Origin of the sequence: Micromonospora sp. WMMD1155, from assembly GCF_029581275.1 — a bacterium.
GTDB lineage: Bacteria > Actinomycetota > Actinomycetes > Mycobacteriales > Micromonosporaceae > Micromonospora.
This window is the reverse complement of sequence record NZ_CP120742.1, coordinates 1,049,993-1,066,060: the sequence shown is the minus strand read 5'-3', so window position 1 is coordinate 1,066,060 and position 16,068 is coordinate 1,049,993. Positions and strand designations below refer to the sequence as shown.

The 16,068-nt window shown below is 71.8% G+C and carries 15 protein-coding genes and 1 pseudogene; 6 read left to right on the top strand and 10 right to left on the bottom strand.

The features are described from left to right. Nucleotides 1-90: 90 nt before the first annotated feature. The 3 genes from O7617_RS04590 to O7617_RS04580 are packed head-to-tail and all read left to right on the top strand — an operon-like array spanning nt 91 to nt 4,751. Nucleotides 91-951 carry a sulfurtransferase gene (locus O7617_RS04590; RefSeq protein ID WP_282261730.1) on the top strand — a complete coding sequence of 287 codons (861 nt, stop codon included), beginning with the start codon at nt 91-93 and terminating at the stop codon, nt 949-951. A 48-nt stretch (nt 952-999) separates the two neighbouring features. Further along, the gene (locus tag O7617_RS04585) at nt 1,000-2,181 is read left to right on the top strand and encodes an acetoin utilization protein AcuC (protein ID WP_282261727.1); all 1,182 of its coding nucleotides are present in this window, start codon (nt 1,000-1,002) and stop codon (nt 2,179-2,181) included. 14 nt (nt 2,182-2,195) lie between these two features. After that, complete coding sequence (locus tag O7617_RS04580) at nt 2,196-4,751, top strand: bifunctional GNAT family N-acetyltransferase/acetate--CoA ligase family protein (protein ID WP_282261725.1); 2,556 nt, start codon at nt 2,196-2,198, stop codon at nt 4,749-4,751. 10 nt (nt 4,752-4,761) lie between these two features. On the opposite strand, the gene O7617_RS04575 is transcribed toward O7617_RS04580, so the two are convergent. Together O7617_RS04575 and sigB are read right to left on the bottom strand one after the other, a co-directional pair. Then, the gene (locus O7617_RS04575; protein WP_282261723.1) at nt 4,762-5,169 is read right to left on the bottom strand and encodes a VOC family protein; all 408 of its coding nucleotides are present in this window, start codon (nt 5,167-5,169) and stop codon (nt 4,762-4,764) included. A gap of 101 nt (nt 5,170-5,270) precedes the next feature. Continuing rightward, on the bottom strand, nt 5,271-6,275 hold the full coding sequence (sigB, locus tag O7617_RS04570) for an RNA polymerase sigma factor SigB (protein WP_282261721.1): 1,005 nt from the start codon (nt 6,273-6,275) through the stop codon (nt 5,271-5,273). A 244-nt stretch (nt 6,276-6,519) separates the two neighbouring features. Between sigB and O7617_RS04565 the strand changes: the two genes are divergently transcribed. Next, nucleotides 6,520-7,308 (top strand): sporulation protein, encoded by a 789-nt coding sequence (locus O7617_RS04565; RefSeq protein ID WP_282264632.1) that lies wholly within the window; start codon nt 6,520-6,522, stop codon nt 7,306-7,308. A gap of 140 nt (nt 7,309-7,448) precedes the next feature. Here the strand turns inward: O7617_RS04565 and dtd are convergent, their stop codons facing one another. From dtd to O7617_RS04545, 4 genes and pseudogenes are all read right to left on the bottom strand, one after another. Beyond that, nucleotides 7,449-7,871 carry a D-aminoacyl-tRNA deacylase gene (gene dtd, locus O7617_RS04560; RefSeq protein ID WP_282261719.1) on the bottom strand — a complete coding sequence of 141 codons (423 nt, stop codon included), beginning with the start codon at nt 7,869-7,871 and terminating at the stop codon, nt 7,449-7,451. A gap of 58 nt (nt 7,872-7,929) precedes the next feature. Continuing rightward, nucleotides 7,930-9,414: a methyltransferase gene (locus O7617_RS04555; RefSeq protein WP_282261717.1), complete on the bottom strand. Its 1,485-nt coding sequence runs from the start codon at nt 9,412-9,414 to the stop codon at nt 7,930-7,932. A 145-nt stretch (nt 9,415-9,559) separates the two neighbouring features. Then, nucleotides 9,560-10,755: pseudogene (locus tag O7617_RS04550) on the bottom strand (HipA domain-containing protein). Nucleotide 10,756: 1 nt separating this feature from the next. Next, nucleotides 10,757-12,346 carry a DUF262 domain-containing protein gene (locus O7617_RS04545; protein ID WP_282261715.1) on the bottom strand — a complete coding sequence of 530 codons (1,590 nt, stop codon included), beginning with the start codon at nt 12,344-12,346 and terminating at the stop codon, nt 10,757-10,759. A gap of 123 nt (nt 12,347-12,469) precedes the next feature. On the opposite strand from O7617_RS04545, the gene O7617_RS04540 reads away from it, so the two are divergent. Next, nucleotides 12,470-13,054 carry an HhH-GPD-type base excision DNA repair protein gene (locus tag O7617_RS04540; RefSeq protein ID WP_282261712.1) on the top strand — a complete coding sequence of 195 codons (585 nt, stop codon included), beginning with the start codon at nt 12,470-12,472 and terminating at the stop codon, nt 13,052-13,054. Nucleotides 13,055-13,057: 3 nt separating this feature from the next. On the opposite strand, the gene O7617_RS04535 is transcribed toward O7617_RS04540, so the two are convergent. Together O7617_RS04535 and O7617_RS04530 are read right to left on the bottom strand one after the other, a co-directional pair. Continuing rightward, complete coding sequence (locus tag O7617_RS04535) at nt 13,058-13,369, bottom strand: hypothetical protein (protein ID WP_124771984.1); 312 nt, start codon at nt 13,367-13,369, stop codon at nt 13,058-13,060. Between the two features lie 14 nt (nt 13,370-13,383). Next, the gene (locus O7617_RS04530; protein ID WP_282261710.1) at nt 13,384-13,671 is read right to left on the bottom strand and encodes a hypothetical protein; all 288 of its coding nucleotides are present in this window, start codon (nt 13,669-13,671) and stop codon (nt 13,384-13,386) included. A 103-nt stretch (nt 13,672-13,774) separates the two neighbouring features. Between O7617_RS04530 and O7617_RS04525 the strand changes: the two genes are divergently transcribed. Continuing rightward, nucleotides 13,775-14,134 carry a DUF3099 domain-containing protein gene (locus O7617_RS04525; RefSeq protein ID WP_282261708.1) on the top strand — a complete coding sequence of 120 codons (360 nt, stop codon included), beginning with the start codon at nt 13,775-13,777 and terminating at the stop codon, nt 14,132-14,134. Between the two features lie 27 nt (nt 14,135-14,161). Here the strand turns inward: O7617_RS04525 and O7617_RS04520 are convergent, their stop codons facing one another. Both O7617_RS04520 and O7617_RS04515 read right to left on the bottom strand, forming a co-directional pair. After that, a complete protein-coding gene (locus O7617_RS04520; RefSeq protein WP_282261706.1) occupies nt 14,162-15,061 on the bottom strand; it encodes a PfkB family carbohydrate kinase in 900 nt (299 codons plus the stop codon). Then, nucleotides 15,058-15,993 (bottom strand): pseudouridine-5'-phosphate glycosidase, encoded by a 936-nt coding sequence (locus O7617_RS04515; protein WP_282261704.1) that lies wholly within the window; start codon nt 15,991-15,993, stop codon nt 15,058-15,060. The genes O7617_RS04520 and O7617_RS04515 overlap by 4 nt, the downstream gene beginning before the upstream one ends. Nucleotides 15,994-16,068: the final 75 nt, after the last annotated feature.

Sequence of the window (16,068 nt, the reverse complement as noted above, 5' to 3'; positions counted from 1 at the left end):
GCCCTCCGGTGCACGATATTACCTCGGTGAACGACTGACGACCGCCGCCGAACCGCGTGCCGTCGACACGGATGGTGTTTGATGGTCGCCATGTCCGGTCCCCAGGAGCCGTTGGTCGAGGTCGACCGGCTCGCCGCCGCTCTCGACGACGTCGACCCGCCCACCGTGCTCGACGTCCGCTGGCGGCTCGTCGGCCCGCCCGGCCGCGACGACCACCTCGCCGGCCACCTGCCCGGCGCGGTCTTCGTCGACCTGGACACCGTGCTCTGCGGTGCGCCGGGCGTCGGCGGTCGACACCCTCTTCCCGACCCGGCGGCCTTGCAGGCCGGGCTCCGGGCTGCCGGCGTCCGGGCCGGTCACCCCGTCGTGGTGTACGACGGCGGCGACGGCATGGCCGCCGCGCGGGCCTGGTGGACGTTGCGCTGGGCGGGACACCGTCCGGTGAGCGTGCTGCACGGTGGCTACCCGGCCTGGGTCGCCGCCGGTCTGCCCGTCTCCACCGAGACGCCGAGTCCGACTCCCGGCGACGTCGTGGTGCGTCCCGGTGGGCTTCCGGTCCTCGACGCGGAGCAGGCCGCCGCGTTGGCCGACACGGACGACGCCGTGCTGCTCGACGTACGGGCGGCTCCCCGCTACCGGGGTGAGGTGGAGCCGATCGATCCGGTCGCCGGGCACGTGCCGGGCGCGGTCAACCTGCCCGCCGGTGAGTACGTCGGCCCGGACGGGCGCTTCCCGGCCGCCGACGTGTTGAGCGAGCGGTTCGCCGCCGCCGGGGTGACCGGGGCGCGGACCGTCGGGGCGTACTGCGGCTCCGGGGTGACCGCCGCGCAGGCGGTGCTCGCGCTGCACCTGGGGGGCCGCACTGATGCGGCGCTCTACGTCGGATCGTGGAGCAACTGGGTGGCCGATCCGGCTCGCCCGGTCGCCGTCGGGCAGACACCTGGCCGTTGACCAGCGCGTGCGGTGGGCCGGCCGCGGTCCCCGTGCGACGATGGGCTCATGTCCGACGACACGGTGGTGGTGTGGGACGAGTCGCTGCTCGCCTACGACATGGGCGACCATCCACTCGATCCGGTCCGGGTGGAGTTGACCGTCGCGCTCGCCCGTGAGCTGGGCGTCCTGGATCGTCCCGGGGTGCGCGTGGTCAAACCGGAGATGGCCGACGACGCGGTGCTCACCCGCGTGCACGACCCCGCCTACCTGGCCGCGGTGCGCGCCGCGCCGCGCGACCCGCTGTTCGCCGGATACGGGCTGGGCAGCTCGGACAACCCGGTGTTCGAGGGGATGCACGAGTCGAGCGCGTTGATCGCCGGAGCGACGGTGGCCGCCGCCGAGGCGGTTTGGCGCGGGGAGGCGCGGCGGGCGGTCAACGTGGCAGGTGGGCTGCACCACGCGATGCCCGCGCGGGCCTCCGGCTTCTGTGTCTACAACGACCCCGCGGTGGCCATCGCCCACCTGCTCGCCCTCGGTGCCGAGCGGATCGCGTACGTGGACGTCGACGTGCACCACGGCGACGGGGTGCAGCAGGTCTTCTGGGACGACCCCAGGGTGCTGACGGTCAGCCTGCACGAGACCCCGCTGGCGCTCTTCCCGGGCACCGGTTTCGCGGACGAGACGGGTGGGCCGGGCGCGCAGGGCACCGCCGTCAACATGCCGTTGCCCCCGGGTGTCGACGACAGCGCCTGGCAGCGTGCCTTCCACGCGATCGTGCCGTCGGTGCTGCGCGCGTTCCGGCCGCAGGTGCTGGTCACCCAGTGCGGCGCGGACGGGCACCGGTTGGATCCACTCGCCGACCTGAACCTGACCGTGGACGGGCAGCGGGCCACCTACCTGGCGATGCGCGCACTCGCCGACGAGCTCTGCGACGGTCGCTGGGTCGCCACCGGCGGCGGCGGGTACGCGCTGGTCGAGGTGGTGCCCCGGGCCTGGAGTCACCTGCTGGCGGTGGCCACCGGCGCGCCGATCGACCCGGCCACGCTCACCCCACCCGGGTGGCGGAGCCTGGTCGCCTCCCGTCGTCTGGGCCGCGAGGTGCCGCTGCGGATGACCGACGACGCGGACCCGTCGTACGAGCCGTGGCAGCCGACCGGTGAGCCCAACGCGGTGGACCGGGCGATCGCGGCCACCCGCAAGACGGTCTTCCCGCTGCTCGGGCTCGACCCGCACGACCCACGGGACTGAGCCGGGCCGTTCCGGTGACGACCGTGGACCAACCGGTGGACGTGCTGCTCAGCGACGGCAGCACGGTCCAGTTGCGACCGATCGACCCGACCGACGCACCGGGCATCGTGGCGATGCACAGCCGGTTCTCCGAGCGCACCCGCTACCTGCGCTACTTCTCGCCGTACCCGCGCATTCCGGAACGGGATCTGATCCGTTTCGTCACCGTCGACCACCGCGACCGGGAGGCGTTCGTGGTGGTGGCCGCCGGCCGGATCGTGGCCGTCGGCCGGTACGAGCGGCTGGGCCCGCAGGCCCCGGAGGCGGAGGTGGCCTTCGTGGTGGAGGACGCCTACCAGGGGCGGGGCATCGGCTCGGTGCTGATGGAGCACCTGGCCGACGCCGCCCGCCGCAACGACATCATGAGCTTCGTCGCGGAGGTGTTACCGGCCAACGGGACGATGCTGCGCGTCTTCGCCGACTTCGGCTACCAGGTCCAGCGCGAGTACGCCGACGGCGTGGTGCACCTGAGCTTCCCGATCGCGCCCACCGAGGCGACCCTGGAGGTGCAGCGCGGCCGGGAGCACCGCACCGAGGCCCGCTCGATCGCCCGGCTGCTCGCCCCTCGGGGCATCGCCGTCTACGGTGCCAGCGCCACCGGTCAGGGCGTCGGCGCGGCGGTCCTCGGGCACCTGCGCGACGGCGGGTTCACCGGGGCGGTCGTGCCGGTGCACCCGAGCGCGTCGACGGTGGCCGGCCTGCCCGCGTACCCCTCGGCGGTCGAGGCCGGGACCCCGGTGGACCTGGCGGTGGTGGCGGTCCCGCCGGAGGCGGCGACCGCGGTGGTCGCCGACGCCGCCGCGGCGGGGGTGCACGGCCTGGTGGTCATCTCCGCCGGCTTCGCGGAGGCCGGCGCCGAGGGCGCGGCCACGCAACGGGCGCTGGTCCGCGCGGCACACGCGGCGGGCATGCGGGTGATCGGCCCGAACTGCCTGGGCGTGGCCAACACCGACCCGACGGTACGCCTCAACGCCACCCTCTCCCCGGCACTGCCGCCGGCTGGACGGGTGGGCATCTTCAGCCAGTCCGGCGCGTTCGGGGTGGCGTTGCTCGCCGAGGCGGACCGGCGTGGCCTCGGGCTGTCCAGTTTCGTCTCGGCCGGAAACCGGGCCGACGTCTCCGGTAACGACCTCCTCCAGTACTGGCAGGACGACCCCGGCACCGACGTGATCATGTTGTACCTGGAGACCTTCGGTAACCCGCGTAAGTTCGCCCGGTTGGCCCGGCGGATCGGCCGCGCCAAACCTGTCGTCGCGCTCGCCTCACCGGCCCGCCCGGTCGGGGTCGGTGATGCCGCCGGGCCGGACGAGGTGGCGGTGGCCGCGCTCTTCGCCCAGTCCGGCGTGATCCGGGTGGACACCGTGCCGGAGCTGCTCGACGTGGGCGTGCTGCTGGCGAACCAGCCGTTGCCGGCGGGCGGGCGGGTCGGCGTGGTCGGCAACTCCTCGGCTCTGACCGGCCTGGCCGCCACCGCCTGCGTCGGGCAGGGCCTCACCGTGGCCGACGGTTACCCCCGCGACGTGGGGCCGAGCGCCGGTGCCGCCGAGTTCGCCGCCGCTCTCGCCGAGACGGCCGACGACGACCGGGTGGACGCCCTGGTGGTGGTCTTCGCCCCGCCGCTGCCCGGGCAGCTGACCGATGTGGACGCCGACGTGACCGCCGCGCTGCCCGCCGCCCTGGCACTGGGCAAGCCGACAGTGGCGACGTTCCTGGTCGGGCGGCTGCCGCCGGGCGTGCCCGCGTACGGGGGCGTGGAGGAGGCGGTACGCGCCCTCGCCCGGGTGCACCGCTACGCGGAGTGGTTACGCCGTCCGCCCGGGATCGCCCCCGAGTTGCCCGGCGTCGACCGGGCCGCCGCGCAGGCCGCGCTCCGCGCCGACGGCACCGATCCGGGTGCGCTGCTGGCCGCGTACGGCATCGATGTGGTGGCCTCGGTGACAGTCGACTCGGTCGACGCGGCGGTCGACGCGGCGGTCCGGCTGGGCTTCCCGGTGGCCCTCAAGGCGGCCGCCCCCGGGTTGCGGCACCGGCTCGACCTCGGTGCGGTCCGGCTCGACCTGCCCGACGAGCCGACGGTGCGTCGCGCGTACGCCGAGCTGGCGGCGGCCTTCGGCGCGGAGGCGCTGGTCCAGCCGATGGTGCCGCCGGGGGTGGCCTGCGTGGTGGAGGTGGTGGGGGATCCGGCGTTCGGGCCGGTGGTCGGCTTCGGCCTCGGTGGGGTCGCCACCGAACTGCTGGGCGATCGGGCCTGGCGGGCGGTTCCGCTGACCGACACGGACGCGACCGAACTGGTCGACGAGCCCCGGGCGGCGCCGTTGCTGCGCGGGCACCGGGGTGCCGCACCGGTCGACCGGGCGGCCCTGGCCGACCTGCTGCTGCGGGTGGGTCGACTCGCCGACGAGCAGCCCCGGGTGCGCTCGTTGACCCTCAACCCGGTGCTGGCGCGGCCGGGAGGCATCTCGGTCCTGCACGCCCAGGTGCGGGTGGGCGGCGTCGCCGCCCGCCCGGACACCGGCCCCCGAAGACTCTGAACGCGGCCGGTCAGGCGCGGCTGGAGATCTGTTGGACGGCCCAGGAGTTGCCGTCCGGGTCGCTGAAGAAGACGAACCCCACGTTGTCCAGTGGCTCCGGCACCGGCCGAGGATTACGGCCCACCACCTGGACGTCGCTGACCTGCACGCCACGGTCGACCAACTCCGCGTGGGCCCGCTCGATGTCGGGCACCACCAGTTGCAGGCCCTTGAGCGAGCCCGGTGGCATCTCCGGGACGACGCCCTCGCCGATCACGATCGAGCAGCCGGAGCCGGGCGGCGTGAGCTGGACGATGCGCGCCTCGTCGCTGATCACGGTGTCGTGATCGACGGTGAAGCCGAGCTGGTCGGCGTAGAACGTCTTCGCCCGGTCCACATCGGAGACCGGCACGATCACCACTTCCAACGTCCAGTTCATCGTCGCCCTCCTCGCGTCGCTCAACAGCTCCCCAGTCAAACACCCCGACGGCTCGGAAGACCCCGGCGAACCGCCAGGGTCTTCCGAGGGAACCGGGCGCGTCAGCAGGCGTACGCCTCCAGGCGCTGGGCCCGCTCCGGTGCGCGCAGCTTCAGCAGCGTCACCTTCTCGATCTGCCGGATCCGCTCCCGGGACAGCCCGAACTCCCGTCCGACCTCGTCCAGCGTGCGCTGCCGGCCGTCGTCGAGACCGAACCGGAGTCGGATGACCGCCTGCTCCCGCTGGGACAGGGTGGCCAGCACGACGCTGACCTCGTTGCGCAGCTCACCCTGGGCGGCGGCGTCACCCGGCTCGGTACGCGGATCCACCGAGGCCACGAAGTCACCGAGCGCGCTCTCGCCGTCGTCGCCGACGGCCTGGTCCAGGCTGACCGGCTCCCGGTCGTAGGAGATCAACTCGATGACCTGGATCTCGGGGATCTCCAGGGCGCGGGCGACCTCGCTGACAGTGGGCTCGCGTCCCAGCGTCACCGACAGCTCGCGGCGGGCACGGACCATCCGGTTGACCTGCTCCACCATGTGCACCGGGATGCGGATCGTGCGGGCCTGGTCAGCCATCGCGCGGGTGATCGCCTGCCGGATCCACCACGTCGCGTACGTGGAGAACTTGTAGCCCTTGGCGTAGTCGAACTTCTCCACCGCGCGGATCAGACCCAGGTTGCCCTCCTGGATCAGATCCAGGAACGCCATGCCGCGACCGGTGTAGCGCTTGGCGATGCTGACCACCAGCCGCAGGTTCGCCTCCAACAGGTGGTCCTTAGCGGCGCGGCCCTCCGCGACGATCAGCTCCAGGTCGGCCCGCAGCTCGGCGGAGACCGGGGTGCAGGTGGCGAGCTTCTCGTCGGCGAACAACCCCGCCTCGATCCGCCGGGCCAGGTCGACCTCCTGCGCGGCGGTCAGCAGCTTCGTCCGGCCGATCCCGTTGAGGTACGCCCGGACCAGGTCGGTGGAGATGCCACGCTCGTCGGTGGCGTCCAGGTCGACGAGGACCTCCGAGGTCCCGTCGGTGTCGGTCGTGGTGGCTGGGCGCGTCCGGTGTTCCGTCATCTGCAGGACCATCTCTGTCTCTCCCCGTTTCCACGTCTGTGCCGTGTCTCCGGCCCAGCGGTGCCGGTGTGAGACACAGCTTGGCGGGCGGGGCGTAAAACGGGAGTGAGGCGATCGGGCACCCGACAGGAATCGGGTCGGGTCGCTGGTGCGGTGTGTCGCCCGGGTGTGCGGTTGCCCGCCACGGTTACGTTGCGGACGGTCGGCCGACTCGGGTCGGCGAGGACGACAGATGGAGGACGGCGTGGTCTTCAAACGGCTCATGAAGGCGATGGGCGTCGGCGGCCCGTCGGTGGAGACGGTGCTGGCCGACCCGAACTGCCGCCCGGGCGGCCGACTGGAGGGCCGGATCCAGGTGGTCGGCGGCGACCACCAGGTCGACATCGACCAGGTGAGCCTCGGCCTGGTCACCCGGGTCGAGGTGGAGAGTGGCGACAGCGACTACGACACCACCCAGGAGTTCCACCGCCAGCAGATCACCGGCGCGTTCCGGCTGGAGCCGGGGCAACGCCACGACATTCCGTTCCGCTTCGCCGTGCCGTGGGAGACACCGGTCACCGAGCTGTACGGGCAGCACCTGCACGGCATGACGATGGGTCTGCGTACCGAGTTGGAGGTCGCCCGCGCGGTCGACAAGGGTGACCTGGACGCCGTGTCGGTGCGCCCTCTGCCGGCGCAGGAGCGACTGCTCGACGCGTTGCTGCGACTGGGCTTCCGGTTCGCCCGCGCCGACGTGGAACGGGGGCACATCTACGGGGTACGGCAGACGTTGCCGTTCTACCAGGAGATCGAGTTCAACCCGGCGCCGCAGTACGCCCGCTCGATCAACCAGTTGGAGGTCACCTTCGTCGCGGATGCGCAGCAGATGCAGGTGATCCTGGAGGTCGACAAGCGCGGCGGTGTCTTCACCGAGGGCCGGGACGCGTTCGGCCGGTTCACCGTGGATTACGCCACCGCCGACCGTACCGACTGGACCGTCGAACTCGACAACTGGCTCCGCCAGTCCCTGTCCCGCCGAGGCCTCTTCTCCTAACCCGACCTACTCCCACCCACGCGCGCGCCACCCGCCCCGCCGACTGTCCCCGGTTGATCATGAGGTTGACCGGCGATTCGATCTTCAAAGGGCCCGCCAACCTCATGATCAACCGGGCTGGGGAGGGGTGGGGGAGGGGGTTAGAGGTCTAGGAGGAGGGTTTGGGGACCGATATTGACGCTTTCCACGAGCATGTGGGCGCGGAAGCGGCCGGTCTCGACAGTCGCGCCGCGCTCGCGTAGCGCGTCGACCACGGCGGTCACCAGTGGTTCGGCCACCTCGGCGGGGGCCGCCGCCGTCCAGCTCGGGCGGCGCCCCTTGCGCGCGTCGCCGTAGAGGGTGAACTGACTGACCACCAGGATCGGCGCGCCGGTGTCGGCGGCGGACCGCTCGCCGTCCAGGATGCGCAGCTCGTGCACCTTGCGGGCCATCGTCTGGGCGATCTGGAGGGTGTCGGTGTGGGTCACCCCCAGCAGCACCAGCAGGCCGTTCTCGATCGCGCCGACAACGTCGCCGTCCACTGTCACGCCGGCCCGTCCGACGGTCTGCACCACCGCCCGCATCAGCCGATCACCGCCGGGCCCGCCCCGACGCCCGCCGCGGTCGAGCCCGTCGTCCGCCTCACGCGGTCACCCGCTCGATGAAGCCGCGCTCCACCAGGTGCGCCACGATCGGGCCGGCGGCCTCGGCCATCTCGTCGGGCTCGACATCGTGCGCGGCGGCGAGCAGGGCGAGCTGGTCACGCAGCGGCAACCGGCCGTCGGCGCCACCGACGAGCGCCAACACCAGCGGGTCGATCTCCTCGGTCCAGCGCAGGCCGTGCGGCATCGCGAGGACCTGCCGGTCAACCGCCCAGCCCTCGTCGCCCATGGTGGCCTCCTGCCGCAGTTGGAGGCCCTCGGCGGCCCGGTAGCGCTCGGCGAGCAGCGCCTCGGTGTCGCGTACCCGGAGGAAGTCCTGGCGGTCGAACCAGGCGGCGATCTGGTCGCCCAGCGGTGGCTGCACCCGCTGGCGCAGGTCCTCCACCCGCACCACCGGGTCGGCGTGCCCGCCCCGGCGCAGCGACACGATGCCGAAGCCGATCCCCTCCACCTTGTGCGCGTCGAACCAGTCCAGCCAGGCGGCCATCCGCTGCGGGTCGGCGGTCTCGCCGACGTCGGTGAGCCACAGGTCGACGTACGCCATCGGGTCGGCCACCTCACGCTGGATGACCCAGGCGTCCAGGCCGGTGCCGGCGAACCAGCCGGCCACCCGCTCGTCCCACTGCTCACCGGCGACGTGCACCCAGTTCGCGAGGTACTGCATGGTGCCGCCCTCGGTGAGCAGACCCGGGGCGGCGGCGGCCAGTTCGGCGCCGATCGCGTCACCGACCCGGCCGGAGTCGCGGTAGACGTGCGTGGTCGTACCCGGGCCGACCACGAACGGCGGGTTGCTCACCACCAGGTCGAAGCGCCGGCCGGCCACCGGGGCGACCAGGTCGCCGCGCAGCAGTTCCCAGTCCTGGCCGTTGAGGGCGGCGGTGGTCGCGGCGAAGCGCAGCGCCCGCTCGGAGAGGTCGGTGGCGGTCACCGAGTCGGCGTGGGTGGCCAGGTGCAGGGCCTGGACGCCGGAGCCGGTGCCCAGGTCCAGTGCCGTGCCGACCGGCCGGCGCATGGTCGCGCCGATCAGGGTGTGGGTCGCGCCGCCGACGCCGAGCACGTGCTCGGCGTGCAACGGGCGACCCGGGCGGGCGCTGGCCGGCACGTCGGCGAGCACCCACCACTCGTCCCCGTACGGCTCCAGGTCGACGCCGGCGCGCAGCCCGTCGCCGTACCGCTCGACCAGCCCGCCGGCCAACGCCTCCTCGATGCTCAACGGCGTCAGCGCGGCGGCCACCGCCGCCTCGGGCTCGGTCTGGTCGCAGATGAACACCCGGATCAGCGTGCCCAGCGGGTCGCCGTCCTCGGTGGCGCGCAGCGCGGCCCGGTAGTCGTTGCGGGCGACCGCGGCGGTCGCCTGCGCGCCCAACCTCTCGGCGATGCCGTGGCCGGTGAAACCGGCCCGGGTCAGCGCGGTGCGCAGCGCGTCGACACCGGCGGGGGAGAGCAGCATGTCGTGTTCGTCCACCCCGACATCCTGCCCCCCGTCGCGCCCCGGGTCAGCGCCACCCGGCAGATCCGTGCCGCCAGCGGTGCCAACCGAGAATGATCGACGTGGCAGCCAGGTGCTGCGTGTGCATCGTCGTACCTGAACGGTCGGGTCGTAGGGCGGATCAGCCGTCTGAGTTGCAGAGCGCCAGGGTGCCGAGTCGCTCGGTGTAATGGTCCGCCAACGCGTTGAATCGCACCCGGGCCTCGCCTGCCATGACCGCATCCCACGTCGAACGCAGCCGTGCCACGGTCTGCGCCACCGTGTCGAATGTCCGCTCCGGGTCCGCGCCAGCCCGCTCCGCCAGCCGCCGAAAGTGATCGCCGGTGACAGCGCTCGGTACCACCTCTCCATCCAGGCTGAGCGCCAGTGGCGCCCAACGGTAGGTGGAGTAGACCGATAAAGAGTGGAAGTCGTAAACAGGAGCGAGGTGCGGGGTCCGTCCGTCCGCGTACCTGATCGCCCAGTTCTTCAGATGCCCATCCGTATTGCCCACGATCAGCAGGGCGGCGAGACGAGCGATGAAGTCGTGGTAGCCCTCGTCCCCGGTCAGTTGCCGGATGCGGCGGCGAGACTGTCGTACGAGGCACCCGACTCGCTGTACTTGAACATGGGTTCGACGTCCACGACCTGGGCGAAGTCCTCCACGTGGATGCGTTCGCCAGGGGCGCGGTCAAACCGTTGGATGACGTAGACGAGATCGGTCGGGCGGACCAGGCCGTCGGGCAGACCCTTGACCTCATCGGCCCGCAGGAGATGCACCGCCGGCACCGGGAATCCGGCTGCAGCCAACCAACTCATCGTCAGGTATTCGTTGGCGGGCAGGTCACGCAGACCCTGGTCGGGCAGCTTCACGATCCACCAACCGCCCTGTCCGCTCACTGGTACGGCGAGCCGGTCGGTTGAGATCGAATATTTGAGCTGCACACCGGCCAACGAGTGGCGCAGCGGATGGTCGAGCTGACCCGTCTCCGGAGGAAAGTCGTCCTTCGGCTCGCTGTCGGCGTGCACGGTGACGGCACCCGGCAGGTTGCTGCCCACTCTGAGCAGCAGGGTGAAGTCCCCCACTCTGCCGCCCCCGAGTTCACGAACGATCTGGCGACGCAAAGCGCCCTCGGGCAGCAGGTTGGCGAACCAGGGGGGCAGGCCAACCCGGGTGCGTCTGACCGACCGGGGATCGTCCTCGAAGATCTGGCCGAGAACCCGGTGGTCGGGCGAGGAGAGGTCATCGTCGTAGATGAATTCGGATCCGCCCTGGTGAAACTGAAGTTCGCCCACCCGACGGCCGTGTAGCCGCACCTCGGCTGTCGTTCCGGTCATGTCACGCGGCCGTCCGCAGTATGTCCGTGAGTGATCGTCCGTCCCGTGCACCCCACTCGGCCATCCGGTTGACGTGGCCGGTGATGGTCCTGGAGCACTCCTGAGCCCGCAGATCCAGGAAGCCGGCCCAGTCGTCGCGCAGTGCCAGACGCCGGGCGTCCTCGGTGATCAGATGGCTGGCCGCGACGGCCGTGGAAGCGCCCACGAGGGCTGCGCGGGTGACACGTTCCCCGGGCGGAAGCACGAAACGGTTGGCGATCGTACCCAGGGCGGAGCCGCTGCCGTCGGGCAGCAGCGGCCGTAACGGACTGCCCTGTTCCAACAGGCGGGAGATGTCGATGATCTCGCCGCTGTTGAGATCGCGTGGCTCGGCCGAGAGTAGTCCCAGAGTGTTGAGTTTGGTCATCGCATGGTTGAAGTGGACCTTGTCCAACTCCGCCGAGAAGTCGGGGAAGGATTGCACTTGCCGCAACACGTTGGACGCAGCCGTTAGCGCGTCGGGTGCGTCAACCGAGTCCACCTGATTACGGACGTCGGCAACGCTGATCCCACGGGCTCGGGTGCCCGCGACAGCACTGCGCCAGACCCAGCGTCGCAGCAAGGTCGCTGGTCGGCCGGCCGGTGTTCCGTGCAATCGAATGAACCGGACCAGGATCGGCAGTACGTGTGAGTAGGGCAAGAGTCGAATGTGCGGGATGCCGCACTCGCCGCGCAGGAATTCGACAGCCTCCCGCAGTCGGGCGGCCACCTCCCGCAGCGTCTCCGCCGGGTCGTCCTGAGGGCCGAACTCCTGCCGGAAGTCCTCTCGGAAGATGTCGCCGCCCCGATACGCAAGGATGCAGCGCAAGGCCAGCCGGTCGTCGAGCGTTCCGAATCCGAGCGTGGCCGGAACCTGGCCCAGGCCATGCAAGCTGCTCAGCTCGTCACTGACGGCACCAGTGTGCAACGCCTGAAAGACTTCGGACTTGGTGAGCCGCTTCCCCGTGGTGTTCATCCGGGTGAAGATTTCGAGCAGGGCCTCCTCATCCGCCGAATGAACGATGTATGTCGGAATCTGGTACTCACGTATCGCCTTTGCTGCCTGATCAGCGAGGGCGAGTTGATCCTCGGAAAGCCACTCGGAGTTGTCCCGCATCCACCGGAGCAGGACCGCAGTGTCCAGCAGGGAGCTGACCGGTACCCAGGAACGCGGCGGCCGTTGACGGTTGCCGATGGTGTGAAACTCGCCCGCATCCAGGTCGAGATGGACCCGGAACCGTGGGTCGACCGAGCGGTCCGCCCGGGTCAGAGCACCAACGAGAGAGACGATGCGCTGCTGGCCATCGACAACCCAAAGAGCTGCGGCCGTCTCGGGCGCCACAACTTCCAGCGGGCCGACCTGGAGGCGTTGCGCCGGCGCCGGACGCCGCCACAGCAGCAGATTTCCGATCGGGAAGCCGCGTAGCAGACTGTCGAACAGTCGGACGATGTCCGCCGCTTCCCACTTGAAGGATCGCTGGAAGGGCGGGATCCGCACCAGTCCGGCGGTGACGTCACGCACCAGATCCTCCGGCGTGCGGTACTCGACCCGGGGCCTCTCCAAGCTAGGCACGGCCACCTCCTTCCAAGGACTCACCGACAGTATCGGCAACATGTCTCCAGTCCCAGCTACGCGGCCGACGAAACCCGCCGACGTCAGGGCTGTTGTTCACCCCCATCCGAGCGAACAGGCAGGATGGTCCGCATGACGCTCGTTCTGCCCATCGACCCCGAGGCCAACCGGCTGCTGGAGCGCAGCCCACTGGCCCTGCTCCTCGGCATGGTGCTCGACCAGCAGGTGCCGATGGAGAAGGCGTTCTCCTCGCCGTACGTGCTGACGCAGCGGCTCGGTCATGACCTGGACGCGGGGGAGTTGGCCGGGTACGACCCGGAGGCGCTCGTCGCGATCTTCGCCCAGCCGCCCGCGTTGCACCGGTTCCCGAAGGCGATGGCGGCCCGGGTGCAGGACGTCTGCCGGGTGCTGGTGGAGCGCTACGACGGGGACGCGGCGTTGCTCTGGGACGGGGTGGCCGACGGTCCGGAGTTGCTGCGCCGGGTGGCCGGGCTGCCCGGTTTCGGCAAGCAGAAGGCGCAGATCTTCGTGGCCCTGCTCGGCAAGCGGTTCGGGGTGACCCCGCAGGACTGGCGGCAGGCCGCCGGCGGGTACGGCGACCCGGGCGCGTACCGGTCGGTGGCCGACGTCACCGACGTCGACTCGCTGCGCCGGGTGCGGGAGTACAAGCAGCAGATGAAGGCGGCGGCGAAGGCGGAGAAGGGCTGACGCTCAGGCGGCGGTGGGGTGCGCCAGCGAGGCCAGCGCGCGCCGGACGTCGGCGAGCGAGACGGTGGCCGAGTCGTCCAGGTCGGCCAGGCCAGCCTCGATCCACTGGCGCATCAGGGTGGTGACGCCGATGCCCCGGGCGTCGGCGGCGGCGCGCACCCGCTCGTAGGTGTCCAGCGGCAGCCGGACCGACCGGCTGACCATCGGCACGTCCGTGTCGGGGGTGGGGAGGTCCACCGCCGGGCTCTCGTCGATCAGATCGGCGATCCGGTCGTCGCCGCTGTGGAACTGCTTGGTCGCGTCGTTTCGGTGCATCGTCACGGCCCCCCTCATCGGCGGTCTCTCCGTACGGCCTCGTCGTAGCGCTTGGACTCGGCGTCGCTCAGCTCACGGGCGGAGAGGATGTCCCAGTCGTTGTCGGTGCCATCGGCCTCGGCGAGCAGCACCGCCAGTCGGCGGCCCCGACGGGCGGCGGCGTAGACCACCATCACGTCGTCGCCCAGATGGCGGATGACCCGTCGGGCGCTGTGCAGCGCCTCCCAGACTTCCCCGGGCGTGACGTCGTAGACCCTCAGGTTGGCCAACGCCTCGTCGGTGAAGCTGAACCTGCTGCCCACGATCGGAGCGTACCACGCACGTAACACGCACCGGGACGGCGTGAAGGTGGCTGTTCGCGGCCTGACGGTGACAGGATGAGGCGTAATCCCTTGGAGGAGGTCCATGGTGAAGCGGCAGGCGTACCAGCCGATTCTGATCACCGACGCCTCGCGCAGCCAGGACGATCAGCTCAACAGTCGCCAGCGCCGCTATGTCCTGATGATGGGCATCCGCGTGCTGTGCATCGTCGTCGGCGCGATCCTGGTCGGTGCGAACGCCCCACTGCTCTGGCTCTGGCTGCCGCTGTGCGGCCTCGGCATGGTGCTCATCCCCTGGCTGGCCGTGCTGCTGGCCAACGACCGGCCGCCGAAGGAGGAGCACCGGCTGGCCAACCGGTTCCACCCCCGTCGGCGGGACGACACCCCGCCGATGAGCCTGACGGCCGAGGAGCGCCCCCACAAGATCATCGACGCCGAGCCCTGACCCGCGAACGGGCCAGGGCTCGTACCGTCAGGGCTGTGGGCGTGCGCCGGCGGTGGAGACGGCCAACGCCCCCAGGTCGGTGGCGCGGTTCAGCGCCGCCGCCGGGCCGGCTCCCGCCAGCCACGCGGTGAGCAGCCCGGCCGCGAAGGCGTCGCCCGCACCCGTGACGTCCACCACCGCCGTCCGGCGGGCGGCGACCGCGTGGACCGCCGCGCTGCGGTCGACCCAGACCGCGCCCGCCGCGCCCCGCTTGACCACCACCCGCCGGGCCGTCGCCGACAACACCCGCCCCTGCGCCGCCGGGTCCAGCCCACCGGCGAGCGCCGTCGCCTCGTCCGCGTTGACCAGCAACAGGTCGATGTCGCGTACCCAACTCAGGAACACCGCCGCACCGACCCGCCGCAGCGGCGCCGCGGAGGCCGCGTCGACGCTGATGGTGAGCCCACGCTCGCGCGCCGCGGCCAACGCCCGCAGGCCCGCGCCGCGCGACCCGGCGTCCAGCAGGGTGTACGCGGACAGGTGCAGATGCCCGGCGTCGGGCGCCGCGGCGATGGCCCGCTCGACGTGCGCGCCGCTCAGCCGCAGGTTCGCGCCCCGCTGGCTGACCATGCTCCGCTCGTCGTCGGCCGCCAACACGATGACCGTGCCGGTGGGTACGCCCTCGATCCGCTCGACCGCGCAGTCGACGCCCGCCCGGGTCAGCTCGGCCACCCGGTCCCGCCCCGCGTCGTCGTCACCGACAGCGCCGACGAGCGTGACGTCCACCCGTTGGGCGGCGATCCAGGCTGCGGTGTTGGCCGCCTGGCCGCCGCCGCCGAGGCTGATCTCCGCCCCGGTGTCCGAGCCGGCCGCGAGGGGCCCGGACAGCACGGCCACCACGTCGGTGATCACGTCGCCGACGACGACCAGCCGGGCCGGTCGCGTCACGCCGGGACGGTGGTGCTGCGGGCCGCCGCGGCGACCGCGATCCGCGCGGCCAGGTCGGCGTTGCGCAGGATGATCCGGACGTTCACCGCCAGGCTCGCGCCCTCGGTTGCCGAGTGGAAGTGCGCCAACAGGTACGGCGTGACCGCCTTCCCGGTGATGCCGTCGCGCTCCAGCAGGGCCAGGCCCTCGGTGAGTGTCCGGTCGTGCAGCTCCGGGTCGAGCTGCTCGTCGACCGGCAGCGGGTTGGCGACGAGCAGCCCGCCGGTGTGCACGGCGTGCTCGTCCCGGGCGGCGAGAACGGCGGCGACCTGCTCCGGTGAGTCCACCGACCAGTCCAGGTCGAAACCGGCGTCGGTGAGGTAGAAACCGGGGAACCGGCGCGTGCGGTAACCGACCACGGCGACGCCGAGGGTCTCCAGGCGTTCCAGCGTCGCGCCCACGTCGAGAATCGACTTGACCCCGGCACAGACCACCGCGATGGGGGTCTGGGCGAGGGTGGTCAGGTCCGCCGACTCGTCGAAGGTGTGTGCCGCCTCCCGGTGCACGCCACCCAGCCCGCCGGTGGCGAACACCCCGATGCCGGCCGCGGCGGCCACCGCGCTGGTCGCGGCCACCGTCGTCGCGCCGTCCGCCCCGGTCGCCGCCGCCACAGCGAGGTCGCGGACCGAGAGCTTGGTCACTCCGTCGACGGTGGCGAGGCGGGTCAGTCGGGCATCGTCGAGGCCGACCACCAACTCGCCGCGGATCATTCCGATCGTCGCCGGAACGGCCCCGGCGTCCCGAACCGCCTGCTCGATCTCCCGGGCCACCCGCAGGTTCTCCGGCCGGGGGAGGCCGTGCGAGACGATGGTGCTCTCCAGGGCGACGACGGGCCGGCCGTCGCGCAGGGCTTCGGCGACCTCGGTGCCGTAGCTGATGCGAAAGTCAGTCACGTTGGCACCGTACGGGGTCGGGTGTCCGCCGGCCTCAAGTGGACCCGGCCGTGATGACCTGCCAAACTTGGCGGT